General features: G+C 69.7%; 20 protein-coding genes. 3 read left to right on the forward strand and 17 right to left on the reverse strand.

The window, feature by feature from the left end; genetic code table 11:
- Nucleotides 1–134: 134 nt before the first annotated feature.
- From yidD to rpmH, 3 genes are read right to left on the reverse strand one after another with little or no spacing between them, the layout of a single operon-like run.
- On the reverse strand, nt 135–578 hold the full coding sequence (yidD, locus tag WME76_RS08665) for a membrane protein insertion efficiency factor YidD (RefSeq protein WP_437959697.1): 444 nt from the start codon (nt 576–578) through the stop codon (nt 135–137).
- Nucleotides 575–1,135 (reverse strand): ribonuclease P protein component, encoded by a 561-nt coding sequence (gene rnpA, locus WME76_RS08670; protein ID WP_437959698.1) that lies wholly within the window; start codon nt 1,133–1,135, stop codon nt 575–577. The genes yidD and rnpA overlap by 4 nt, the downstream gene beginning before the upstream one ends.
- 6 nt (nt 1,136–1,141) lie before the next feature.
- Nucleotides 1,142–1,291 carry a 50S ribosomal protein L34 gene (rpmH, locus tag WME76_RS08675; RefSeq protein WP_012235155.1) on the reverse strand — a complete coding sequence of 50 codons (150 nt, stop codon included), beginning with the start codon at nt 1,289–1,291 and terminating at the stop codon, nt 1,142–1,144.
- A 256-nt stretch (nt 1,292–1,547) separates the two neighbouring features.
- Here rpmH and WME76_RS08680 point away from each other — a divergent pair, with 256 nt between their 5' ends.
- Nucleotides 1,548–3,305, forward strand: a complete 1,758-nt coding sequence (locus WME76_RS08680) for an OmpA family protein (RefSeq protein ID WP_437959699.1) — start codon at nt 1,548–1,550, stop codon at nt 3,303–3,305.
- Between the two features lie 278 nt (nt 3,306–3,583).
- Here WME76_RS08680 and WME76_RS08685 read toward each other — a convergent pair whose 3' ends face one another.
- The 10 genes from WME76_RS08685 to WME76_RS08730 all read right to left on the reverse strand — a co-directional run bounded on the left by WME76_RS08685 (nt 3,584) and on the right by WME76_RS08730 (nt 16,321).
- Nucleotides 3,584–5,737: a thioredoxin domain-containing protein gene (locus WME76_RS08685; protein WP_437959700.1), complete on the reverse strand. Its 2,154-nt coding sequence runs from the start codon at nt 5,735–5,737 to the stop codon at nt 3,584–3,586.
- Nucleotides 5,738–5,799: 62 nt separating this feature from the next.
- Complete coding sequence (locus WME76_RS08690) at nt 5,800–7,119, reverse strand: beta-ketoacyl-[acyl-carrier-protein] synthase family protein (RefSeq protein WP_437959701.1); 1,320 nt, start codon at nt 7,117–7,119, stop codon at nt 5,800–5,802.
- A gap of 46 nt (nt 7,120–7,165) precedes the next feature.
- A complete protein-coding gene (locus tag WME76_RS08695; RefSeq protein ID WP_437959702.1) occupies nt 7,166–8,041 on the reverse strand; it encodes an acyl-ACP desaturase in 876 nt (291 codons plus the stop codon).
- Entirely contained in the window at nt 8,038–8,289 is a 252-nt protein-coding gene (locus tag WME76_RS08700) for an acyl carrier protein (protein ID WP_437959703.1), read from the reverse strand. The genes WME76_RS08695 and WME76_RS08700 overlap by 4 nt, the downstream gene beginning before the upstream one ends.
- Before the next feature lie 3 nt (nt 8,290–8,292).
- Nucleotides 8,293–9,177 (reverse strand): class I SAM-dependent methyltransferase, encoded by an 885-nt coding sequence (locus WME76_RS08705; protein ID WP_061605780.1) that lies wholly within the window; start codon nt 9,175–9,177, stop codon nt 8,293–8,295.
- Nucleotides 9,164–10,981: a fatty acyl-AMP ligase gene (locus WME76_RS08710; RefSeq protein WP_437959704.1), complete on the reverse strand. Its 1,818-nt coding sequence runs from the start codon at nt 10,979–10,981 to the stop codon at nt 9,164–9,166. Before WME76_RS08710 ends, WME76_RS08705 begins: the two co-directional genes overlap by 14 nt.
- A 464-nt stretch (nt 10,982–11,445) precedes the next feature.
- Entirely contained in the window at nt 11,446–12,528 is a 1,083-nt protein-coding gene (locus WME76_RS08715) for a DUF4340 domain-containing protein (protein ID WP_437959705.1), read from the reverse strand.
- Nucleotides 12,529–12,555: 27 nt separating this feature from the next.
- Nucleotides 12,556–14,397 carry a GldG family protein gene (locus tag WME76_RS08720; RefSeq protein WP_437959706.1) on the reverse strand — a complete coding sequence of 614 codons (1,842 nt, stop codon included), beginning with the start codon at nt 14,395–14,397 and terminating at the stop codon, nt 12,556–12,558.
- Between the two features lie 8 nt (nt 14,398–14,405).
- Nucleotides 14,406–15,140, reverse strand: a complete 735-nt coding sequence (locus tag WME76_RS08725; RefSeq protein WP_061605784.1) for an ABC transporter permease — start codon at nt 15,138–15,140, stop codon at nt 14,406–14,408.
- A gap of 5 nt (nt 15,141–15,145) precedes the next feature.
- Entirely contained in the window at nt 15,146–16,321 is a 1,176-nt protein-coding gene (locus WME76_RS08730) for an ATP-binding cassette domain-containing protein (RefSeq protein WP_437959707.1), read from the reverse strand.
- Nucleotides 16,322–16,688: 367 nt separating this feature from the next.
- Here WME76_RS08730 and WME76_RS08735 point away from each other — a divergent pair, with 367 nt between their 5' ends.
- Nucleotides 16,689–17,936: an aspartate kinase gene (locus WME76_RS08735; protein ID WP_437962092.1), complete on the forward strand. Its 1,248-nt coding sequence runs from the start codon at nt 16,689–16,691 to the stop codon at nt 17,934–17,936.
- A gap of 144 nt (nt 17,937–18,080) precedes the next feature.
- Nucleotides 18,081–19,265, forward strand: a complete 1,185-nt coding sequence (locus WME76_RS08740; protein WP_437959708.1) for a hypothetical protein — start codon at nt 18,081–18,083, stop codon at nt 19,263–19,265.
- A 50-nt stretch (nt 19,266–19,315) separates the two neighbouring features.
- Here WME76_RS08740 and WME76_RS08745 read toward each other — a convergent pair whose 3' ends face one another.
- The 4 genes from WME76_RS08745 to WME76_RS08760 are packed head-to-tail and all read right to left on the reverse strand — an operon-like array spanning nt 19,316 to nt 24,129.
- A complete protein-coding gene (locus tag WME76_RS08745) occupies nt 19,316–19,708 on the reverse strand; it encodes a DUF4150 domain-containing protein (RefSeq protein WP_437959709.1) in 393 nt (130 codons plus the stop codon).
- Nucleotides 19,709–19,730: 22 nt separating this feature from the next.
- Complete coding sequence (locus WME76_RS08750; RefSeq protein WP_437959710.1) at nt 19,731–20,396, reverse strand: DUF3540 domain-containing protein; 666 nt, start codon at nt 20,394–20,396, stop codon at nt 19,731–19,733.
- 15 nt (nt 20,397–20,411) lie between these two features.
- Complete coding sequence (locus WME76_RS08755; RefSeq protein ID WP_437959711.1) at nt 20,412–21,476, reverse strand: pentapeptide repeat-containing protein; 1,065 nt, start codon at nt 21,474–21,476, stop codon at nt 20,412–20,414.
- Nucleotides 21,463–24,129 carry a DUF2169 family type VI secretion system accessory protein gene (locus WME76_RS08760; RefSeq protein WP_437959712.1) on the reverse strand — a complete coding sequence of 889 codons (2,667 nt, stop codon included), beginning with the start codon at nt 24,127–24,129 and terminating at the stop codon, nt 21,463–21,465. The genes WME76_RS08755 and WME76_RS08760 overlap by 14 nt, the downstream gene beginning before the upstream one ends.
- Nucleotides 24,130–24,153: the final 24 nt, after the last annotated feature.

Genomic DNA, 24,153 nt, shown 5'->3' on the forward strand with positions numbered 1-24,153 from the left:
GATCCGCGCCCCTGGCTCTGGCTGCTGGAATCTCGTGACTCCTCACGAGGCTGCCCAGGGTCGCTCCAGATGGGCTTCGCTCCGTGACGTGTCGGGCGCCGCGCCGTCGGGGCCGAGTCGACGGTCGAGCGGGATCAGTCCATGAGATTGACCCGGCCGCTGAGGTCCGCCTGCCGGGGAGGCGAGGCGAGCTCCGTGCCAGTAGACGAACAGCGTGCCGCATCCCGCCGGTCAGCGTCCCGTTGCGGCGGCGTCTCGGCCGCCGCACCACGGCGAAGACGAGGTGGAGGAGGAGGGTCGAACCCGCCCGGATGAAACGGGTGACACCTACACAGTCGTCTGAGCGAAAGCAAGCTCCCCCGCAGCGCTCCATGCCCCAGGATGCAGGCCGCTGCATAGCGTGAGCAGGAAGGCTCGAACCGGCAGACCGGTCCCATCAACGCCACGATGACCTTGGAGAGCGTCATCTGGTAGGCGCGGATCAGCGCGAGGAGGAGCTTCGCCAGCATGCGGTGACCCGTGGGAGAGCACGGAGCTTGGGGCTCGGCGCACCACGGCGCAAGGCTGCGCGGCATCATCCTCGGGCCGGTGGCGCCGGATCCCCCGCGGCGCGCTCGTCCGCGCCGCGCGTCGCGGGGGCGATCGGCGGCGAGGCGGCGAGCGCGTCCCGCGCCCGGCGGCGGACAACCGGGACCACGCTGCGCAGCTCCGCGAGGACGTCCTCGAGGCCGAGCGAGCCGGCGCCGGTGCGCAGGATCACCACGATATCGACGCGGTCCGGGAACAGCTCCGGAAACCTCCGGAACGCCTCCCTGAGCAGGCGCTTCGCGCGGTTGCGGGCCACGGCGCCGCCGACCTTGCGCGAGGCGACGAGGCCCAGGCGGGACGCCCCGCCCGGCGAGAGCGGCACAGCGGCGGCGCCGCTCTCGTCGAGCGCGGCGCCGCGCTCCTTGCCGCGACGGGCCGCGCCGCGAGGCGTCGCGCCGATAGGGGCCGCGACGAGGATCAGCAGGTGGCGGGTCGTGACGCGGTGCCCGCCGTTCTGGATGCGGACGAAATCAGCCCGCTTGCGGATGCGCCTCGCGCGCGGGAAAGAAGCGGACGCCGACGAGCGCGGGCGCGCTGGCGTCGCCACGCCGCGTTACTTCTTGTAGATGGTGGGCGCGAGCCGGGCGCGGCCCTTGCGGCGGCGATTGTTGATGACCTTGCGACCGCCGGCGGTCGCCATTCGCGCACGGAAGCCGTGGGTCCGGGCGCGGCGGGTGTTATGGGGCTGGTAGGTGCGCTTCATGGCTGGTGGTCCCTTGGCGTTCTGGACCGCGAACGGCGGCAACCTGGCCGCACGTCAAGCGGGCGCGCAAGAAAGCACGGCATTCGGCTCAGGTCAACACCAGACGACGCGGCGTGGCCCCGTTTCGCCGTTCTCTCTCACCTTTCTAGGTACCTGGGTTAGCGTGTAGCCTCCGAGCGACCGCGATGGCCGTTCTAGACGGGTCACAGGAGGGAATTTGGCGCGCACCGGAGGACACAGGGGGGAGAAGCAGCACGTGACTGCGCGGAGCGTCAGGCGACGCGCGCTGGGCGCTGCTGCGGCGGGAGCGTTGTTCCTGGGCGCGCTCCCTGCCAGCGCACAGACCAGAACGTTCTACCTGGACCGGCTCTACATGGCCGGCGCTCCCGACGACTCGATCGCGCTCTGGCGGCCGCAGGTGGCGCCGCAGACGCGCTTCTTCGGGCAGTTCGGGCTGGGCTTCGGCCTCAACCCCTTCCGGGTCGAGAACATGCTGAACGACGAGCGCTCCGCGGAGCGGTTCAGCAGGGAACATGGCGCGCCGGTGTCCTCGCAGTTCATCGGGTACCTCAACGGAGGCGTCGAGTTCCTCGACCGCTTCAGCGTCCAGGTGGGGCTGCCGTTCGTCGGATTCCAGACGAGCAACCAGACGAACGACTCGGACGTCGGCGGCGCGCAGGACGCGGCGAGCCCGTCCGCGGCCGCGATCATGGACATGCGGCTCGACGCGCGGGCCATCCTGTACCGCTCCGACGACCGCTCCTTCAAGCTGGGCGTCAACGCGGCGGCGTGGGTGCCGACGGGGCACGCCTACTCGTTCTCCGGCGACAAGAGCACGAGCGCGCTGGTCGGGGTCTCGGGCGAGATCGACCTCAAGTCGATGTTCTTCGTGCTCAACACCGGGGTGCAGTTCCGCCCGTTCGCCTCGCTCAACGAATTCAACGTGTCGAACGAGTGGCGCTGGGGGGTCGGCGGCTTCGTGCCGCTGCGGAACGGGACGATGCGGCTCGGCGCGCAGATCTTCGGGTCCACCGGCCTCGGCCGGGGCACGACGTTCACCGGAGACAACACCCCGCTCGAGTGGATGGCCGAGGGGCGTCTCGCCCTCGACGAGAAGAAGAAGGGGTGGCTCGGGGTCGGCGGCGGGACGCGGCTCAGCGGCGGCTATGCGCCGGATTTCCGGCTGGTCGGCGTCATCGGCTACGCGTTCGGCATCTCGGACGTCGAGCCCATGTCGCCCGGCAGGCGCTTCCAGGCGCCCCCGCCGCGCTCCGCGGACACGGACAAGGACGGCTACCCGGACGACATCGACCTCTGCCCGACCGATCCCGAGGACGGCAAGATGCCGAACCCGAGCGACGGCTGCCCGGCGCTGCCCGATCGCGACGGCGACGGCATCCCCGACACCAGCGACAAGTGCCCGGATCAGCCCGAGGACTTCGACAAGATCAACGACGCCGACGGCTGCCCGGAGGACGACGCCGACGAGGACAGCATCGCGGACGCGAAGGACGCCTGCCCGAAGGAGCCGGGCGAGCCCAGCCCCGAGCCGGCGAAGAACGGCTGCCCGCAGTTCATCCGCCGGATCACCGGGTCGAGCGAGATCCAGATCCTGAAGCAGGTGCAGTTCGCGACCGGCAGCGCGAGGATCCTGCAGAACAGCTATGGCATCCTCGACGAGGTCGTCCGGCTGCTCAAGGTGAACCCGGAGATCACGCTCGTCGCGATCGAGGGCCACACGGACAACCGCGGCTCCGACCAGCTCAACGAGAAGCTCTCGAACGACCGCGCCCACTCGGTGAGGACCTACCTGATCGAGCGGGGCGGCATCGACCCGGCCCGCCTCACGGCGGCAGGCTTCGGGCCGAGACGGCCGATCGAGACCAACGACACCGAGGCCGGGCGCCAGAAGAACCGCCGCGTCGAGTTCCACATCCGGGAGAGCAACACCGGCGGCAACAAGGCGGGCGGCAACAACGCCGGCGGCAGCAGTGGCGGCACGGTCACGCCGTAGGTGCCGGGGCGGGGCGGCGCGCGCGGGAGCTCTGCTGTTCGCGGTCCTCTCGTGCGCGTGCCGCCCCGAGCAGGGGGCGCCCTACCAGTGCGATTGCACCTTCGTCACGGACTTCGACGACGACGCGAAGCTCGATGTGGAGATCTGCGCGCCGAGCGAGGCCCGCGCCGAGGGCGTGGGGCGCGGGTGCGCTCAGACCCACGCGCCGGGCCCGGTGTCCGGGTGCTCGTGCAAGCGCATCCCGGACCGCGGGCCGTGCGAGCTCCGCGCGTGCCGCACTACCCCAGCAGAGCCCTGAGCTCGGCCGGCTCCGTGACAGGGGCCGAGCATGCTCGCCCGCGGCAGACGTAGGCCACGGCCTGGCCGGGGCGCGCCGGCTTCCCCTCGGCGACGACCTTCACCGCCGCGGCGCTCTCCGGGCGCGCCGGATCCACGACGACGACCGCCCGGTTCGGCAGGTAGGCCTTGAACGCCTCGCGGGTGAGGTCGCCGGCCGCTGCAGAGCCCGCCTCGCCGACCACGACGACCGTCACGCTGCCGCGCGCCACGCGGTCGAGCACGCACACGGTCTGGCCGAGCCCGAACGGGTTCTCGAGCGCGGCCGGCGCGAGCGCCTCGAGCTGCCGCTCCGCCGGGGAGAGGTAGCGCTCGTCGGCGATCTCGGCGAGGCGCAGGCAGAGCTGCGCCGCCATCGAGACGGCCGACGGCGCGGCCTGGTCGTAGATGTCCTGCGTGCGCGCGATCAGCGCGTCGCCGTCGTCCGGCGTGAAGAAGAACCCGCGCGCGGCCTCGTCCCAGTGGCGCGCGATCATCGCGTCGGCGATCGCGCGCGCGACGCCGACGTAGCGCGGATCGGAGGTCGCCTCGTACAGGTCGAGCGCCGCGTTCCCGAGGTACGCCTGGTCGTCGAGGAACCCCGGCCGCACGTCGAGCGCGGCCGCGCCGGCGCCGCCGCGCTCGGCCCTCGCGCCGCCGGGCGCGCCGTCCTTGAGGTACCGGCCGACCCGGCCGTCGCGCAGGAGCTTCCGCTCGAACAGCGCGAACGCGCGCGCCGCGGCGTCGACCCAGGCGGGCTCATCCAGCGCGCGGCCCGCATCGGCGAGCGCGCCGATGAGCAGCCCGTTCCAGCTCGCGAGCACCTTGTCGTCGCGCGCCGGCCGGGGCCTCGCCTCGCGCGCGGCGAGCATCGTGGTCCTGGCGCGCGCGAGCGCCTCGCGGCACCGCTCGAGGTGCGTCCCGGCGCCCGCGCCCGCGTCGAGGACGGCCGCGGCCTGCTCCACCGTGCGGTGCTGCGACAGCACCGTCGCGCCGGAGTGCTCGAAGTTGCCCTCCTCGGTGATGCCGAAGACGAGGCGGGCCACGTCGTACGCGAGCTGATCCTCGCCGACCGCCGCGCGCACATCGTCGAGCGTCCACACGAAGAACTTGCCCTCGCTCCCCTCGGAGTCGGCGTCCTGCGATGCGTAGAACCCGCCCTCCGGGTCGCGCATCTCGGCGAACAGATAACCGACGAGCTCGCGCGCCGTCTCGGCGTAGATCGGCTTCTTGAATGCGCGGAAGCCGTCGACGTAGAGGCGCAGGAGGAGCGCGTTGTCGTAGAGCATCTTCTCGAAGTGCGGCACGAGCCAGCGCTCGTCCGTGGAGTAGCGGTGGAAGCCGCCGCGCAGGTGGTCCCAGATCCCGCCGTCGCGCATCCGGTCGAGCGCGAGCTCGACGCTGTCGGCCGCGACGCGATCGCCCTCCAGCGCGCCGCGGCGGAGCAGCACGTCGAGCGACATCGTGTTCGGGAACTTCGGCCGCGTGCCGATCCCGCCGTGGTGGTTGTCGAAGCGCGCGAGGAGCTGCCGCGACGCGCGTCGGAGCAGGTCCATCGTGGCGGCGCTGTCGGCGCTCGCCGGCGCTGCGGTTCGCCCCGGCGCGCGCTGCGTGCGCTCGATGGCCTGGGTGATCTCCTGCGCCTGGAGCTCGACCTCGTCGCGCCGGCTCCTGTAGGCGTCGGCGACCGCGTCGAGGACCTTCGGGAAGCCGGGCATGCCGAACTTGTCCTTCGGCGGGAAGTACGTGCCCGCGAAGAAGGGCCGCTGATCAGGGGTGAGGAACACCGTGAGCGGCCAGCCGCCGCTCCGGCCCATGAGCTGCACGACGAGCTGGTAGATGTGATCGAGGTCGGGCCGCTCTTCCCGGTCGACCTTGATGTTCACGAAGAGCTCGTTCATGCGCCGGGCGATCGCCTCGTCCTCGAACGACTCGCGCTCCATCACGTGGCACCAGTGGCAGGCGGCGTAGCCGATGGACAGGAGGATCGGCCTGTCCTCGCTCCGGGCGAGGTCGAGCGCCTCGGCCCCCCACGGGTACCACTCGACCGGGTTGTGCGCGTGCTGCAGGAGGTACGGCGACGACTCGCTCGCGAGCCGGTTCGTGTGGGCTGCCATGGCGCCCACCTAGCGCCGGGCGGAGGGGACCGCCAGCGGTGGCCTGGAGGGCGCCGGGGCGCCTACGCCCGCTCCAGCACGAGCGCGCAGTTGTGCCCGCCGAAGCCCGCCGAGGACTTCACCGCGTACCGCACGTCGACCCCGCGCCGCTCCCGCACGACGTCCAGGGAGCAGCCCGGATCGAGCTCATCCACGTTGATCGACGGGTGCAGGAGCTGATCGCGGAGAGAGCACACGACCGCGATCGTCTCCACGGCGCCGGCGCCGCCGAGCAGGTGCCCCATCATCGACTTGGTCGCCGAGATCGGGATGCGCGCGAGCCGATCGCCGAACACGCGCCGCAGCGCGAGCACCTCCGCGGCGTCGCCCTGCGGCGTCGAGGTCGCGTGCGGGTTGATGTAGCCGATCGCCTCCGGCGCGGCGCCCGCACGCGCGAGGGCGCGCTCCAGCGCGAGCGCGAGCCCGAGCCCGGCGGAGTGCGGACGCGTGAGGTGCTCCGCGTCCGTGGTCATCCCGAAGCCGGCCACGTAGGCGAGCGGCCTCGCGCCGCGCGCCAGCGCGTGCTGCTCCTCCTCGAGCACGAGCGCGCCCGCGCCCTCGCCCATCACGAAGCCCTGGCGGCGCCGGTCGAACGGGCGGCTCGCGCGCGTCGGATCGCCGTCGACCGCGCGGGCGAGCGCCTTCGCGTTGCCGAACCCCGCGACGGTGTTGAGCCGCGTCGCGGCCTCGGCGCCCCCGGCGACCATCACGTCGGCCTCCCCCGCCTCGATCATGAGGGCCGAGGTCGCGATCGAGTGCGTGCCCGTCGCGCACGCACTCGCGAGGTTGTACGACGGCCCCATGAGCCCGTAGCGCATGGAGATGAGCGCCGCGGCGCCGTTCGGCATGACGCCCGGGATGAAGAAGGGCGACACCGCCCTCGGCCCGCGCGCCGCGCTGCGGGCGACCTGCTCCTCGAAGATATCGACGGAGCCCATCCCGGTCGACATCAGGCACCCGACGCGCGTGCGATCGAGGCCGCCGGTCGCCGGCGCCGCGACGGCGGCCGGCGACGCTGCGCCGGCGCTCTCCGCCGCCTCGTCGTCCGCCGCGGTGGCGCGCTGGACCGGCGCGATGCCCGCCTCGCGCAGCGCCTCCACGGCCGCCGCGAGGCTCAGGTGGGTCACCCGGCCGTAGATGCTCGCTTCCTTGGGCGACAGGTACTGCCCCACGTCGAAGCCCTTCACGCTGGCGGCGATGTCGCTGCGGAGCTTGTCGACGGGGAAGTCGCGGATGTAGTCCACGCCGGATTTGCCGGCGAGGAGGTTCTGCCAGGTGGTCGCGGCGTCGTTGCCCAGCGGGCAGACGGCGCCGATCCCGGTCACGACGACCCGCCTTCGCATCGGGGTGCTCGTTCTTGTGGGAGAGGGGAGGCCAGGGGAGAGAGGTTCAGGCGGAGAGCGCCTGCGGAGCGTCCTTCACGGCGGGGGCGCCCGCGAGGCCCTCGATCGACGTGTCGCGGCGACGATCCCCGCTGCGGCGCAGGTCGATCGCGGCGCGCTGGGCGGCGAGCATCTCGTGCCGGCCCACCCCGAGGTACTTCAGGATCGGCATGTAGACCTTCTGGATGAACACGTTCCGGTCGATGCCGGCCTCGCGCATCTTCAGGATGCGCGAGTCGTAGTCGGGGACGATCCCGACGCCCGGCATCTCGAAGTTGGCGAACACGTGCGCCATGTCCGCGAGCGTCCCCTCCCGGTCCTCCTCGAGCAGCACCTTGATGACGCTCTGGTAGAAGCGGCAGTGGGCGATCTCGTCGCGGGCGATGTAGTCGTAGATCGTCCGCAGGCACTCGTCGTTCTCCGCCGCCGCCCGCTCCCGGTGCTTCACGTAGATGACGAACGTCGCCATCTCCTGAACGCAGCCGTAGAACGTCATCTGCCGCGGCGTGTGGAACGGGAGGTTCCACTGCTTCGCGAAGAGCTGGTTCTGCAGGTCGGTGAGCTGCTCCTCGGTCCGCTTGCCGGAGCGGAGGAGATACTGCATCAGCGTGAGCGAGTGCTTCGACTCCTCGTAGGCCCAGTTCGCCTGGAACCACGCCTGGCCGAAGTAGCTCCGCACGAGGTTGATGCCGTTCGCCACGTAGTCGGGCAGGTACATCTCGACCGAGCAGAACGTCTCCGCGCAGAGCGCGAGCTCCTCGCTCGCCTCCTTGTTCACCCGCTCCCAGGGGATGTCCTGGAAGAGGTTCCAGCGGCGCTCGCGCTCCGCCTTCTCGAAGAAGGCCATGTACTCCCGGAAGATCTTCTCCTCCAGCCTGCTCATGCGCTCGCCTCCAGCCGCTCCCCGACCTTCTTGCAGAGGTCGCCCACGGTGATGAGCTCGACCAGATCCTCGTCCGGAATCATGATCCCGAGCTCCGTCTCCATCTCTCCGACGATCTGCATCATCGAGAGCGAGTCGATGCCGAGCTCCGTGATCACCGACGTCGCGGTGACATTGGGGAACTCGCGCTTGTCCACGCGGGCGGCAACCGTCTTGAACATCTCGAGCAGATTGGTCTTGTCCGTCATGGTTCAGTCGATCCTGCGAAGCTCGTATTGAGCGAGGGAGCTGTAGTGCTTGTCGAACGCGTTCACGCACGTCGACAGGTAACGATCGTAGTCATCGAAGACCTTGTCCCCCCACGTCGACCGGATGGTCTTCTCGTTCAGCCTGAGCCGGCGTAGCCACTCCGCGGTGGTGCGCTGGTAGTGCTCCCGCCGGGTGTTCACCTGCATCACCTCCCAGTAGGGGTTCGCCGCCTGGATGATGTCCTCGAGCCGCGGGTTCAAGCCCCCGGGGAAGATCTCCTTGGTGACGAAATAGATGTCCTCGAGGTCCTTCCGCGTGCCGGCGGGGAGCCCGCCCCAGGGCGTCATCCGCGGCGTCCGGTTGCGGAGGATCGTCTGGAGGCCGAACCAGGCGCCCTTGTTCGTGAGCTCCCAGGCCTTCTTGAAGTAAGCCCGGTAGATGTCGATCGCCTTGCCCTGGCGCGCCTCCTCGGGCGAGCACAGGTGATCGATCATGCAGATCGAGATCAGGCTGTCGAACCGCTCGGCCGTCGTGAAGGTCCGGAAGTCGCCGCCGATCACCTCGACCCCCGGGATCTTGCGGGCGTTCACCTCCGCGGCCTGCGCGGTGGACAGGGTGACGCCGACGGCGCGCTTCACGCCGCGCGAGGTGGCCACGTACTCGAGCGCCGCGCCCCAGCCGCAGCCGATGTCGAGGACCTTCTTCTCGGGCGTCACCTTCGCGAAGTCCGACAGGATCCGGAGCTTGTTGAGCTGCGCGGCCTCGAGCGACTGCTCGGGGGACTCGTACACGGCGCTCGTGTAGTTCATGCGCTCGTCGAGCCACAGCCTGAAGAACTCGTTCGAGACGTCGTAGCTGACCTCGACCTCGGCCTTACTGGATCCCATCGATGACTCCTTCGACACGTGCCGGGGCGCCGCCCGCGCGGCCCCCTTCGGTTCGCGACGTCGCTCCGCTCGCGCGGTCCGCGTCGACATGGGCAGAGGGCAGGACGCCCTCGTCGAGCTCCGAGGCGCCCTCGAGCTCGCCGGCCTCGTAGCGCCGCTTCATCTCGCGGCGCCGGACCTTGCCGCTCGACGTCTTCGCCAGCGTCCCGCGCTTGATGAGCGCGACCTCGGAGAGCTGGACGCCGAGCTCGGCGCGCACGGCCTGGGTGATCGCCTGCGCCACGCCGGCGACGCTCCGCTTGGCCTCGGCGACGACCACGGCCCGCTCGGCCCCCGAGTCGCCGAGGCACGAGAACGCGACGCAGTGGCCGGCGCGCACGCCCTCCACGGAGGACGCGACGCGCTCGATGTCCTGGGGGAAGTAGTTCTTGCCGCCCAGGATGATGAGATCCTTCGAGCGGCCGCAGAGGTACACCTCGCCGGCGACGGTATAGCCGAGATCGCCCGTCCGCAGCCAGCCCCCACCGAAGGCGGCCTCCGTCTGCTCCGGCTCGTTGAAGTACCCGGCCGCCACGCTCGGACCGCGCACCCAGATCTCGCCCACCTCACGCTCGCCGAGCGGCGCCCCGTCCGGCCCGGCGATGATGAGCTCGTAGCAGGGGAGGGGGCGACCGCAGGACACGAGCTCCAGCGAGGCGCCGCCGTTCGCGGGCCGCGCCTTCCCGGCCTGCATCGCCTTCGCGTCCACGCGGTCGGTGGTGAGCGGGGCCTCGAGGTCGCTGAAGGTGATCGCCAGCGTGGCCTCGGCCATGCCGTACGAGGGCAGGATGCTCTGCGGGCGGAGCCCCCGCTTGCCGAAGCGGTCCAGGAACGCGCGCAGCACGTCGGCCTGGATCGGCTCCGCGCCGCACCCGAGCGCGCGCAGGCAGGAGAGATCCCAGCTCCCCGCCTGCGTGTCGGTGACGGCGCGGGTCGCGAGCGCGAAGGCGAAGTTCGGGGCGAAGGTGATCGTGCCGCGGAACCTGTGGATCGCGTCGAGCCAGAGAGAAGGGCGGCGGATGAACGCCGTCGTCGGCAGGAACATCACCGGCACGAGCGCGTAGAGCGGCGCGATGACGAAGCCGATGAGCCCCATGTCGTGGTAGAGGGGCAGCCAGCTCACGCCGCGATCTTCCGGGGTGGACCGCAGCCCGTCGAACATGATCGCGTGGCTGTTCACCGACAGGTTGCGGTGGGTCACCATCACGCCCTTCGGGCGCGAGGTGCTCCCCGACGTGAACTGCAGGAACGCGAGATCGTCGAGCGACACCTGCCAGGGCTCCGACGCGCCCGGGGCGTCGGAGCCATCGGCCTCGCGCAGGTCGCGCTCGACCACGATCTTCAGCCCTTGCCCGCCGGGCGCCCCGACGTGGCCGTTCGCGGCGAGGTACGCGTCGATCATCTCCTTGAGCTGCTCGTTCGTGACCAGCACGCGCGCGCCGGACGCCGCGAGGATGTGCTGCACCGTCTCGCTGTACGCCTCGAGCTTCGCCAGCGACTGCGGCGGATACATCGGGACGGCGACGATGCCCGCCGTGAGCGCTCCCACGAAGGTGAGGACGAACTCGTCGGCCTCGGTCAGGATGAGCGCGACGCGGTCACCCTTGCGGAGCCCGAGCTTGCGGAGCGCGTGCGCCCTGCGCTGCGCCTCGAGCCAGAGCTCGGCGTAGCTGACCGATCGCTCCTCCCCCGAGCTGCGAACGAACGTGACCGCTCGATCGGCGTGCACCGCATTTTGCTGGAGGACTTCGACGAACGTTCGCATGGCTGTCTGTCGTCTCACGCTGACCGGACGTAGGGATCCGTCCCACAGGGACGCCCCGGGCCGGAGTGAGCGCAGCCATAAGCGAAATTCGGGCCAGGGCAAACAGGAAACAATGAAGTCCAGTATTCGAGCCTGATTTCGCGGCGCGGGCTCTCCCTGACGCCGCGCAGGCTCGCCCTGAGTGACGAAAAACCGTGCGCAGAGTGCGTCGAATATTCGTCACATGGCACCCTGGGTGCGAAACGAACTTCGCGCGGTCTCGAAGGCGCTTCCCGGCGTCGTGGCGCCGTCTCTGGCCCGGGCGCTGACGCGGGCGGGCCGGCACCGGCGCGACCGATTACCACGGCTGCCGGGGCGTTGCCTCGGGTTCTCCGCGGCGCATACGTGCCGCGCGGCCCTGGTCCACAAAACGCGAGAGGCGCCGGTCTCCCGGCGCCTCCCGATCTCATGCGCGATGTCGCCGGCTACTCCATGCCGCCCATGTCCATGTGGCCCGCGGCCTCGTCTTCATGGGCGTCCTCGCCCTTCTTGTCGTCCTTCTTCTCGGTCTTCTCGAACTTCTTCGGCTCCGCGAGGGCCCAGTCCGCCGACCAGGACGAGATCACGTAGATGGTGCCGTCTCCGCCCTCCTTCGTGGCGTAGCGGCTCTGCCCCTTCGCGGTCTTGCCGACGTTGACGGTGAAGTCGCCGCCGTTGTCCTTCAGCTTGAGCTTGACGATGCCGCCGTTCGTGGTCGGCGCGTCGAGCCCCGTGTCGGAGGCGGACTTGCCGTCGCCGAAGTCCTCCGCGCCGAGGCCCTGGAAGGCGCGGAGCAGGTCCTTCACCTTGGCCTCGTCGAACTTCTCCCACTTCGCGGAGGCCGCGCCGATCTTGCCGGCCTTGTCGCGCGGCGCGAACGTGCCGGTCCACTTGTCGTCGTTCTTCGAGAAGCTGAACAGCCCGTTCTTGTTCTCGACCGAGGCCTGGATCGCGTTCTCGTCCTCGAACTTGAGGATCGAGTTCTCGCGCCAGTTCTTCGCCTCGCGCGTGTAGAGGTAGCTCGAGTAGCCACCCGCGACGTACACGCCGTCCTTCCCCTCGACGCGCGCCATCTGCCCGCGCGAGCCGCTCTTGCCGAAGTAGACGTCGAGCGCCTTCTCGTCGCCCTTGTAGGCGACCACGTGGACGGCCTTGTCTTCCGTGAGCTCGTACTGCCCGTAGGTGGCGGTCGTCCGGTCGATCGCCTCCTTCAGCTTGAGCTCCTTCAGGTTGTCGAGGATGCTCCGCACGTTCGCCGTGTGCGCCTTGGCGCTCACGGGCTTCGTGACCTCCCACGTGTCGCCCTTCTTCTCGAGCGTCACGTCGGACTTGTCGGCGTTCTTGATCGAGAGCTTCGTGATCTTCTCGATCTCGTCCTTCGACACCCCGATGCTCGGCAGATCCGCCGACGCGGCGGTCACCGAGTGCGCCTCGCGCTCCGCTCTCTCTTTCTTCTGCGTGAAGAACACGCCGACGCCGAGGAGCGCGAGGACGACGAGGGCGATGTAGATTTTGTGCTCGGTCTTCATGGCTCTTTCACCCCACGGGGCTCTGGCTCAGTCGAGCGTGATGTTCTCGCGGGCGCTCTCGCGCCGCCGCCACCGGACGAGGCCGAACACGGCGAAGAGGGCCGCCGGCAGGATCGTGAGCGTCCACTGCACGCGCTGCTGCACGGTCTTCCGCTCCGCCCGGTACTCCTCGGCCTTCTTGGCCAGGGTGGCCTCGTCGTCCGTGGCCTCCTGCTTCGGCTTCTCGATGTCCGCGTAGGTCAGGTTGGTCTCGCTGAACATCTTCGCGGTCGCGGCGAGCAGCGTGCTGTCCCCCGCCATCCAGTCGAGCGTGTTCTTGAACGCCAGGATGGTGGCGGTCAGGTACTTCTGCGCGTACGACTGCGAGAGCATCTGGAGATCCTCGTCGCCGCCCATCCCGCCCATCATCTGCATCTGCGGCGGCATGGGGGGCGGGTTGCCCGAGCGGGCGAACGGGTTCGCGAGGAACTGCGACGCCGAGAGCACGAGGATCCGGCCGCGGTCCGCGCTCTCCGCGGGCGCCGAGATGCCGAGCCCCTCCTGGCCGCCGAAGGCGCTCTTGAGCTTGCCCTCGATCGTCACCGCGATCGCGCGCTGCGCGTACTCGCCCTTCGGCTTCCACTCGGCCGAGAACTTCATGTCGATGTTCTCGGACGTGTCGATCGTGGTCTTCGGGGTCGAGCGGGCGACGACCTTCATCGTCGCCTCGGGCTGCTTCTCCGGGTGCGGCACCAGGGTCGACGGGAAGGGGAAGGCGAGCTCGGGCAGGCGGAAGAAGCCGGGGAACGACGAGTCGAGGATCTGCTCGTCCTCGTCGAGGCGGCTGTCCTCCTGGAGCTGGAGGATGCCCGGCGCGCGGAACCACATGAGCTGGCCCGTCTGCGTCTGCACCGGGATGGCCATCGAGCGGCTCCAGTCGAGGATCGCCTCCTTCTTCATCTCGACGCCGTAGCCGTCGAGCAGCTTCTCGAGGCCCCAGGTGTTGAGCGTCGCCTTCATGGCGGGGTCGGACGCCTTGAGGTTCACCGCGCCGGCGAACACGGCGAGCGCCTTGTTGCCGAGCATCAGGAACTGGTCGATGCGGCGCAGCTCCTTCTCGGTGAACTCCTTGCCCGGCTGCGTGATGACGAGGCCGGCGAGCTCCTTGTTGATCTCGCTGTCGCCGCCCTTCAGGTCGACGTCCTCGAACTTGTAGAACGGGAAGTGGTGCTCGAGCAGCGCGCGCATCGACGGGCCGCCGCGGCCGCCCTGCGCGGCGACGAGGTTCGCGTCGCCGACCTTGATCTCGTCCTTGCCGGTCACGATCCCGATCTTGGTGTCGATGCCGTCCGCCTTGTCGCGGATCTCACGGATGGTGTTCGTGATCCAGAACTCGAGGCCCTGCGCCTGGTCGGGCGAGAGCATCGGGATCGCCTCCTTCTCGCTGCCGTACTTGAAGGCGATGCCCATGAACCCGCGGGTGATCGTGGCCTGGTCCTGGCCGGTCTCGCTCCCCTCGCCGAACGCGGCCTCCTGGAGGCCCGCCTCCTTCGCGGCGGCGCGCTGCTCGTCCGTCTTGGCCTCGATGATCGCGTAGCGGAGCTTGCCGTTCGAGGCCTGCTCGTACTCGTTCATCAGGTCGGTGAGGTCCTGGATGAACGCCTCGTGCTTCGGGAGCCCCCGGGTGACGTAGACGTCGATCTGGAGATCCTGCTTCAGCCCCTCGCGGACGAGGTGCGCCGAGCCCTTCGAGAGGGTGAACCTCTCGTTCTTCGTCATGTCGATGCGCTTGTAGGCGCTCAGCGAGATGACGTTGGCCACCACGAGGATTGCGGCCACGATGGCCAGGTAGACGCCTGTTTGCGTCGCGGCTTTGACTTTCCGTTCCATGGTAGTCCTTACGCCCACTTCCTGCGCTCGAGCGCCCTGAACGAGGCCATGAGGCAGCCTGCGGTGACCGAGAGGAAGAAGACGATGTCTCGAGTGGACACCATGCCGCGCGCGAACGGCGCGAGGCGGGTGTCGAAGCTGATGAAGGAGAGGACGTCGCGGATGAACGACGGGGCGTAGTCAGAGAAGTTGTCCACGCCGTGCAGGAACGCGAGCACCAGGAAGGTGATGAAGAACGCGATCACCTGGCTGTCGGTCAGCGACGAGATGAGGAGGCCGATCGAGACCGCCGCCGCGCTGTAGAGCACGAGGCCGATGTAGCCCGAGGCCACGGGCCCGGTGTCGAGCGCGCCGAGGTGCCAGGGCCACGAGAACATCAGGATCGGGTAGAGGATCGTCGAGAAGACGAGCACGAGCACGAGCCCCCACGCGCCGAGGAACTTGCCGAGGACGACCTCGTGGTCCTGCACGGGGAGGGTGATCAGCATCTCGAGCGTGCCGCTGCGCTTCTCCTCGGCGAGGAGGCGCATCGTGATGACGGGCACGATGAGGAAGGAGAGCCCTACCGGCGCCCACGTGAAGAGCTGCACCAGCGAGGCGCGGTCCGCCTGCCAGAAGCCGCCGTTCATGAAGAAGAAGATGACGCCGAGCGCGATCAGCCCGAAGCAGATCACGACATAGGCCAGGGGGGAATCGAAGTTGGAGCGGAACTCCCGCTTCGCGATGGTCAGGGTGGTGCTCATACCGTTCAGCCCTTCTTCTTGGCCGGCGCTTCGTCCTCCGCGCCTTCCTCGTCGTCGCCGTCGTCGTCGTCCTTCGCGGCCTCGTCGGCGGCGCTGTCCTCGTCGTCGTCTTCTTCCTCGTCGTCGGCCGCGGCGTTCGCCTCGTCCTCGTCCTCGTCGTCGGTGATCAGCTTGCGGCCGCGGTCCTTGCGCTCGTCGCCGCGCGTGAGCGACTTGAAGACGTCCTCGAGGCTCTGCGAGTCGCGGCGCATCTCGAGGAGGAGCCAGCCCTTCTGCACGATGAGCTGGAAGAGCTCGGGCCGGATGTCCCCGCCGAGCGCGCCGAGCAGCTGGAAGCTGTGGGCGCTGTCGTCGGTCGGCAGCTCGGTGACGCTGGTGACGCCGGGCAGCCTGGAGAGCGCCTCCTGGACCTCCTGGGCGGTCGGGGGCTTGCGGGCGCCGGCCCCGCCGCCCTCGAAGACCCGCTTCTCGTGGACGGTGATGACGTACCGGACCTTGCCGCTCTTGGCGCGGATCTCGTCGAGGGGGCCGTCGGCGACGACGCGCCCCTTGGAGACGATGATGGCGCGGGCGCAGGCGGCCTCGACCTCGGAGAGGTTGTGGGTGGAGAGCAGGATGGTCCGCTCCTTGCCGATCTCCTTGATGTAACGGATGACCTCCGCCTTCTCGTTCGGGTCGAGATCGCTCGTCGGCTCGTCGAGGATGAGGATCGGCGGGTCGTGGACGAGCGCCTGCCCGAGGCCGACGCGCTGGCGGTAGCCGTGGGAGAGGGTGCCGATGTCCTTGCCGAGCACCTGGGCCAGGCCGCACACCTCGACGATCCCCTTCATCCGCTTCTTGAACACCGACTGATCGAGCCCGCGCATGTCGGCGACGAAGGAGAGGTATTCCCAGACGTTCATCTCGCCGTAAAGCGGGGCGCGCTGGGGCAGGTACCCGAGCTTGCGGCGCACATCGAGCGGCTCGTCGAAGACGTCGTACCCGTGGACCCGCGCCGTCCCGGCCGAAGCCGAGATGAAGCAGGTGAGGATGCGCATCGTCGTCGACTTGCCGGCCCCGTTCGGTCCGAGGAAGCCGACGACCTCGCCGCGATGGACCTCGAAGCTCACCTTGTCGAGCGCGCGCAGCGACCCATAGCGCTTGGTCAGCGAGCTCGCCTCGATCATCACATCGCTAGCCAAAATGACCTCCTTCGATGGTTCCTTGGACGCGGAGCGACCTGCCCCGCGGTTCGCCTTCGCGATCCCCCGCCCTGACCGACGGGCGCGCCGTCGGGGCGCCCTGGATCGCCCATTACCCAGGCGAAAGGCGGCGCCATCGTAGCGACGGGGGGATCTCTGTCAACAGCGCCGACCCGAAGCGGCGGGGTCCGGGGGTTTATTCCCGGCGATCGGGCCTGCGCTGGGCGTGGAATGTTCGGGCTATCCCGGGTTCGACCGTGGAGGAGGGGGTGGTTCTTCCGCGACATGCTGTGTTCGTCTGTCCGCGGTGATGTCGAAAATCCTCTTGACCCGGGCGTCCACGTTGGACTAGTTGGCCACACCTCGCGTGAGCCTCATCGTCCAGAAGTTCGGCGGCACGTCCGTCGGGTCCATCGAGCGCATCCAGCGGGCGGCCGCGCGTGCGCTTGAAACACAGCGGGCCGGTCATGACGTCGTGGTCATCGTGAGCGCGATGGCCGGCGAGACGAACCGGCTGCTCAAGCTGGCGTCGGACATCGCGCCCGTGCCTGACGCGCGGGAGATGGACGCGCTGGCGGCGACCGGCGAGCAGGTCTCGGCGGCGCTGATGGCCATCGCGATCCAGGCGCAGGGCGGCAACGCGCGGAGCTTCCTTGGCCACCAGCTCAAGATCCTGACGGACAGCGCCTATACCAAGGCGCGGATCAAGGCGATCGACGCGCAGCGGCTGCACGAGGCGCTCTCCGGCGGGAAGATCGCGGTCGTCGCCGGTTTTCAGGGCGTGGACGACGCCGGGAACATCACGACCCTGGGGCGCGGCGGCAGCGACACGAGCGCGGTCGCGATCGCGGCGGCGGTGGGCGCCGAGTGCGAGATCTACACGGACGTCGACGGCGTTTACACGACGGATCCGAACATCTGCAAGACGGCGCGGAAGATCGAGCGGATCAGCTACGAAGAGATGCTGGAGCTCGCGTCGCTGGGCGCGAAGGTCCTTCAGATACGGAGCGTGGAGGTTGCGATGAAGTATGGTGTCCCGGTGCACGTGCGGTCGTCGTTCTCGGACGTGCCGGGCACGTGGGTCGTCGGCGAGGACAAGTCGCTTGAGAGCGTGACGGTGACGGGCGTCGCCCTGGACCGGAACGAGGCGCGGGTGATGCTGGTCGGCGTCGACGACAAGCCGGGCGTGGTGGCGCAGATCTTCGGCGCGCTGGCCGAGGAGAACATCAGCGTCGACATGATCATCCAGAACGCGCCGAGCTACGGCCAGGAGGCGCGCGGCGCGTCCGGCGAGGTGAAGGCGGACGTGACGTTCACGGTCGGCAAGGCGGATCTCCCGCGGGCGAAGCTCGTGATGGAGAAGATCGCCGGCGGCGTGGGCGCGGTGGGCATCCGGTACGAGGAGGACATCGTGAAGGTGTCGATCGTCGGCCTCGGGATGCGCACGCACGCGGGCGTGGCGGCGCGGATGTTCCAGCTCCTCGCGGCGGAGGGGATCAACATCCAGGCGATCTCCACGAGCGAGATCAAGATCTCGTGCCTGGTCTCGACGAAGTACGCTGAGCTCGCCGTGCGCGCGTTGCACGATGGCTTCGGGCTCGGCGGCAAAGCGTAACGAGAACTGTGCTACCGTCGTAATGCGCTCGCTGTGAGCGGCCGCCGACACTGTCGGGAAGGCTGCTCGCAGCGCGTTGCGTTATGGCGTCGCGATCGCTCCTGAGGAGCGCACGGCGTCGCTTCTGTCGTCGTGGAGGTTCGCATGCGTAGCAGGGATGTTGGGCTGCTGGGGCTGGGCGTGCTCTGCGCCGTTGCGGTTTCCATCGGCGCTGGCGGCTGCCAGCCCGAGGGGAACACCAGGCCGCCGGGGTGGTCGGGAGGGTCGGGACGGACCACCGGCGAGGGCGGCAGCGGGGCGGAGTCGGCGAGCTCGGGAGAGGGCGGCCGTCGGGGCGACGAGGGCGCGGGGGCGACGGCGACGACGGGGAGCGCTGGCGGGGGCGGGACGGAGGATCCGCCGGCGGCGCGGGTGGCGACGATCGAGGAGATCACCACGGGGGTGGTGGCGAGGGACACGGTCGTCGAGCTGAAGGGCGTCGTGGCGATGAGCCAGAAGTTCTTCATCGACGATACGCGGTCCGGGGCCTGTCTCTGGGGGGTATTCCTGTCCAGCCCCAACCTCACCGAGACCGCGGCCAATTCGGGTATCCTGGCCGTCTCCCGGAGCGAAGCCTCGACCGATGAGAACGGCGGTGTCGTCTGCCCGAGTCTGGAGAACGCCTCGGCGGGCGATCCGTTCCCCGACGACGTCGCGCCGGGGGACGTGCTCGATATCGTCGGCGAGACGACGTTCTTCAGCTCTTCGTCCTGCAGCGATGCGTGCGGCGATCTGGACTGCAATGACGAGAGCGACCCGCCGGAGACGGCGGATACCTGTCGCCAGGACTGCGGCGCGAGCCCTGAGCTCGTCGCCCAGAGCGCAGTCGGGCAATACCAGGTCGAGTGGATCAAGAGCGTGACGCGGACGGGCCATGTGGAAGCTCCGAAGCCCCACGTGCTCACGGCCGAGGAGGTGATGAAGCTCAGCTCGCCCACCGCGACGGAGTTCTTCCACGCGTGGGGAGGCGTGAAGGTCCGGCTGGAGGGCGCGTTCGCTCCGGTCCTGCGCACCGATTCGATGGGTGAAGAGGTCGTCGTCGGGGCCTACGGGAATATCCACCTCGAGGGTGGTCCGGTGCAGGTGGGAGACAAGATTTACTACATCGGCGGCGCGCAGAGCGCCTGTTACAAGGGGCCGATCTACTCGGATGTGAACGTCGTGTTCAATCGAGTCGATGGGTTCCTTTACAACAACTTCTGTATCTGGGGCCTGCAGCCGGCGAACAAGTGCACTGACATCGATCCTCCGAGCGAGGATTGTGTCACGGATGCGCTGATGTGCCCCTGACGCGATCACGCCGCGTCTCGGGGCGTATCTCTGGGTGCTGAGCCGACCCCTCACGGCGCCAGCATCAGCACCTTGACCTGGCTCGGCGAGACGCGCATCCCCGGGCAGTTCGTGCTGTTCTGGAGCGACATGCTCGTCAGCCTGCTCGCCGGCATCCCGCGGATCAGCACCGTGAAGGCCCCGGTCAGGTGGCGGCTCGGCCCCATGACCGTGCCCGACGCGACCCCCATCGCGACGCCGGCGTTGTCCCCGTTCGTCAGCGGGATCGTCGTGGCCAGGTTGTGCGCCGGCGCGGCCATGAAGAGCACGTTGTACACCGCGGGCACGCCCATCGGCCCGACGGCGATGTTCGGATAGGGCACGGGCACCGGCGCGGGCGAGGGCGTCAAGCACACGTCCGGAAGCCCCATGTCGATGCCCATCATCTGCGAATTGGCAAACATCGTTCCTGCTCTCCCGCTCTGCTCAGCCGAGGTGGATCTGCGCGCCGTCTAGCTTGACCAGCTCCTCGGCCGTCACGAGCGTGTTCTCGCCGCGCAGGCTCATGTTCTTCTTCGCCACGTAGTCGACGCGCTCCGCGCGGAGCTGCTCGAACTCCTCGACGAAGCGGTACGCCCGCTTCACACGCTCCACCACGCGCTCGACCGAGGCGTCGAACGCCGCCGCCTTCACCTTGGCCTTCTCGATCTCGACCTGCACCGCCGTCCCGAGATACGACAGGCTCTCGACGAAGAGGCTGCCCAGGCGCGCGTTGACCTTCACCTCGCCGGCGACCACCCCGACCTCCTTGGCGGACGCGAAGGTCACGCCCTCGGCGGCGCCGAGGACGAATCGGCCGCCGGGCAGCTTCACGTGCAGATCCCCCTCCAACACCACGCTGACGTCGCTCCCCTGGCGCTCCAGCACGGCGAGGATGTAAGCGCCGCGCCCGGGCAGCACCGAGACGAGCACCACGTCGTCCGTCTCGGGCTCCACCATGCAGCTCACGGCGCGACGCGCCTCGATCTCGGCAGCGCCGGAGGCCACCAGGAACGCGCCGTCCGTCGCGCGCACCACGCGCCCGACCTCCTGGTAGGCGGCCTCGGGCTCGATCTGCCTCGCAACCTTCCTCGCAACGCTGTTTCGCATCATGCCTCTCGCGCCGGCTCAGCCGGCCTTGCCTCGGAACCTGTCCTGCCACGTCTCCGCCTCGGCGAGCCGCTCGTCATCGCCCAGGGCGAGCGCGCGGCTCGTGAAGACGGCGCGCTCGTCTCGCGTCCGGTGAAACCGCGCCCGGAAGAGCGTGGCGCCCGTGAAATCCGCCTCCCGGACGTCCGCGTGGGAGAAGTCGGCGTACGTGAGCTCTGCGCCAGGGAAGCGGGCGCGCTCGCAGCGCGCCCGGTGCCAGATGCTCTGATCCAGCGTGGCCCTCGACAGATCGGCGCCCGCGAGCTCGGCGTCGACGAAGATGGCCTGCCTGAGCAGCGCGCCGCGCAGGCTCGCGTCCGTCAGGTTGGCCTCGACGAAGATCGCGTTGGCCGCCCTGGCCTCGTCGAGCCGAGCGCCGCTGAGGTTCGCGCCCTTGAAGCCGCACTGCGTGAGGTTCGCGCCGGTCAGGTTCGCCCCGGTGAGATCCGCCTCGGTGAACTGGCTCAGGGTGAAGTCGAGCCCCGAGAGGTCCATCCCCGCGAACCGGCCGCCGATGAACACGACGCTCCGGCAGCGCGCCCCGACCAGCCCGACCGTCGTCATGTCCGCCTTGATCAGGTGCGTGAACTCCAACCGAGCGCCCGAGAGATCGAGGTGCGTCACGTCCGCGTCGACGAGCACGGTGCGATCCAGGCTCGCGCGCGCGAGCCTCGCGCCTGCAAATCGAGCGTTCGCGAACGCGGCGATGATCAGATCCGCCTCCGAGAGATCGGCGAACGACAGATCGCACTCGGCGACCTGCGCCGCGGCCCAGGTGCTGCGCGCCAGCTTCGCCCGGGCGAGCACGCACCGGTGCATCGCCACGTGGTGCAGGTTGGCGCCGGTCAGGTCAGCCTCGGTGAAGTCGCACGCGGTGAGGATCGACTCCTTGAACGAGGCACCCGCGAGCCGGGCCCCCTTGAAGCTCACCTGCTCGAAGAGCCCGCCGGAGAGATCGGCGCCGCCGAGGTCCTCCCCGTCGAGGCAGGCGCCCGCGATCGTCTCGCCGCCCTGGATCATCGCGATGAGCTCAGCCCTGTCCACGCGACCTCCGCGGCACGAACCGCACCTCGTCCATGTTCGCCTCGTCGAAGCGCGTCCGGTCGTCGCCGAACACCTTCGCGAGATCGGCGCGGAACAGGTTGGCCCGGGTGAAATCGGCGCCCATGAGCCTCGCCTTCTGGAGGACGCCCAGCATCAGATCGGCGCCGGTCAGATCGGCGTCCGACAGGTCGGCGCGGATGAACCGCGCCTCCCTCGCCGCGATCCAGGCCATCCGGGCGCCGCGCAGGTCGCAGTCGCTGAGATCGCTGCCGTTCATCCGCGCCTCGGTGAAGTCGACGCCGGAGAGGCTCGCCCCCCGGAGGTTCGCGCCGCTCAGCGTGGCGCCGCGGAAGTCGGCGCCGTCGAACGCGCACTCCTTGACCATGCGCAGGTTCTCCGCGTGCGCGCCGCGGAACACCGCGCCTCGTCCCTCCGAGGAGAAGAAGGCAGTCGAGATCAGCCGGGCGCCCGAGAGATCGACGCCGGCGAGCTTGCACTCGATGAAGGTGGACCTGGAGAGATCTGCGCCCGCGAGCCTCGACCCTGCGAAGTCGACCCGGAGCAGCGTGAGCAGCTGCGCCAGGGCATCGGAGAGGTCGTTGTCGCGCAGCGTGGCCTCGGAGAGATCCGCCAGGGTGAGCTCCGCGCCGCGAAACGACGCTCCCGAGAGGTCCGCCTGGTAGAGCACCGCGCCGGACAGGTCGGCGCCGGAGAGATCGGCGCCGCCGAGCTTCGCCAGCCCCAGGTTCGCGTCTTCGAGCTTCGCGCCCCGGAGCGCGGCGCCGCAGAGGTCGGCGTGCGCGAGGACGGCCCGCTCGAGGTTGGCGTCCTGGAGGTCGGCGCCCGCGAGGCTCGCGCCCTCGAGCAGCGCGCCGGTGAGGCTCGCGCCGCGGAGATCGAGGCCGGAGAGATCCGCGCCGGTCAGGTCGCGCCCGGCGAGCGAGCGCCCCGCGCGGTGCGCCTCGATCACCTCGTCGCGCAGGTGTCGCGCGGCCTCGCCGGCGAGCCTGCCGGCCGCGGGGCCGAAGTGCGCGGTCTGCCGGTATCCCTCCAGCACATGCGCCTCCATCTGCGCGAGCTTTTCATCCAACGCGGGATCCGCGAGCGTCGCCTCGAGCTCGGCGTTCGGGTAACCGGCGTTCGCGAGCAGCGTCGCGAGATCTTCCAGCCGCTCGCGTTCGGCCTTCGCCGAGAACTTCGGTGGACCGGCGGCCTGCTTCATCGCCTCTTCCTGGAGCGCGTCGTAATCCATCCCGGCCGCCGCGTACGCCGCGCGCGCCTCGGCTTCGGCCCTGGCCCGGCGGTCCTCCGCCTCGGCCCGCTCTCGCTCCGCGCGCGCCTCCAGCGCCTCGACGAAAGGTCCCAGGTCCTCGATGTCGGGCAGCGCTTCCTCGACGGCGGGCTCCTCGGCCTGATCGAGGCCGAACTGCGCCGGGTCGAGCCCGAGCTCCACGACCGTCGCGCGCGCCTGCCGGCGGTTCGCCTCCGCCCTGCGCCGCGCGCCGCCCTGCATGTTCTTCCGGAGGAGATCGTCGCTCTCCAGGAGCCGCTCGACATCGGACCTGTCGCGCGGCGGCCGCGCGCCCGAGGGGAGCGGCGGCAGGAGATCGCTCTCGCGCAGCGCGGCCAGGTGCCCTGCTTTCGGGTCGAGCCGCCGCGCCAGCACGTCGCGGTAGTGCTCCATCGGCCTGGGCTCGCCGAGCGTCTCCGCGCCGATCACGATGTGCAGCACGTCGGCCGCGTCGTCCTCGTCGACCAGCGCGATGCCCCGGAAGAGGAGGACCCCACGCTCGGCGTGCGGAAAGAGGTGCACTGTCTCGAGGCGCATCGGCACCTCGCTGAAGCTCTCGCCGTCTCCGCCCTTCCGGTTGATGAACGCGCGCGTCGCGATCCCCGGCAACGCCGCCTCGATCACGGGCCTCTCCGGGTGCATGTTCTCCAGCACCATCGGCTCGTCGCCGCGGAAGAACCCCTGGATCTGTTGGTCTTCGGGAGCAGCGTTGAACATGCCGAGATCCGTGTCCTCGGCGAAGCCCGGGAACCGTTCCTTGAGCCATTTCTGGTCGTAGGTGCCCATCCTGGCGAAGCGCTGCGGCCACATGAGGTCGATCGGCCCGAAGCCCGCTGGCGCAGGCTGATCGGTCGGCGACGTGATCAGCGTCTCCGGCAGCTCGATGTTCGGAAGCGGGTGGAGCTCTCCCGTGTCGGTCTCCACCGGCCGGTCGCCCTTGCCAACGGGGTTCATCGCGAACCCCGGCCCGCCGAAGGCGCGCTCCCAGACGATCGGCATCTCGGTGAACGGCTCGGGGTCGGTGGGCGCGCCGCGCCGCCACGTCCGGTCGCCGATGGCGTAGAGCGTCTTGTCCACCGCGCCGAGCCGCGCCCTCACCGCGCACGCCGGCGCCCGCCCCCCTCGCGGATAAGCCCGCCCGGAGATCAGGAGCTCTCCCCTCGGCTTGGGCATTCCCATGTCGAGCACGGCGTCCTTGCCGAGCTCGGCCGCGGTGAACTTCCAGAGATCGATCTCCGAGAGGAGAGCTGCCGGCGGACCGAGCGAGAAGAAGGCGAGGATCGTGACCGATAGATAGCAGTCGCTGCCGTCCTCGAAGACCCGGTGGAGGAGGCCGAGCTTCTGGGGTTTGATCGTCTTCATGAGGAGGGGTGGCGCGCCGCCGGA

Origin of the sequence: Sorangium sp. So ce119, assembly GCF_051524405.1 — a bacterium.
GTDB lineage: Bacteria > Myxococcota_A > Polyangia > Polyangiales > Polyangiaceae > Sorangium > Sorangium cellulosum_G.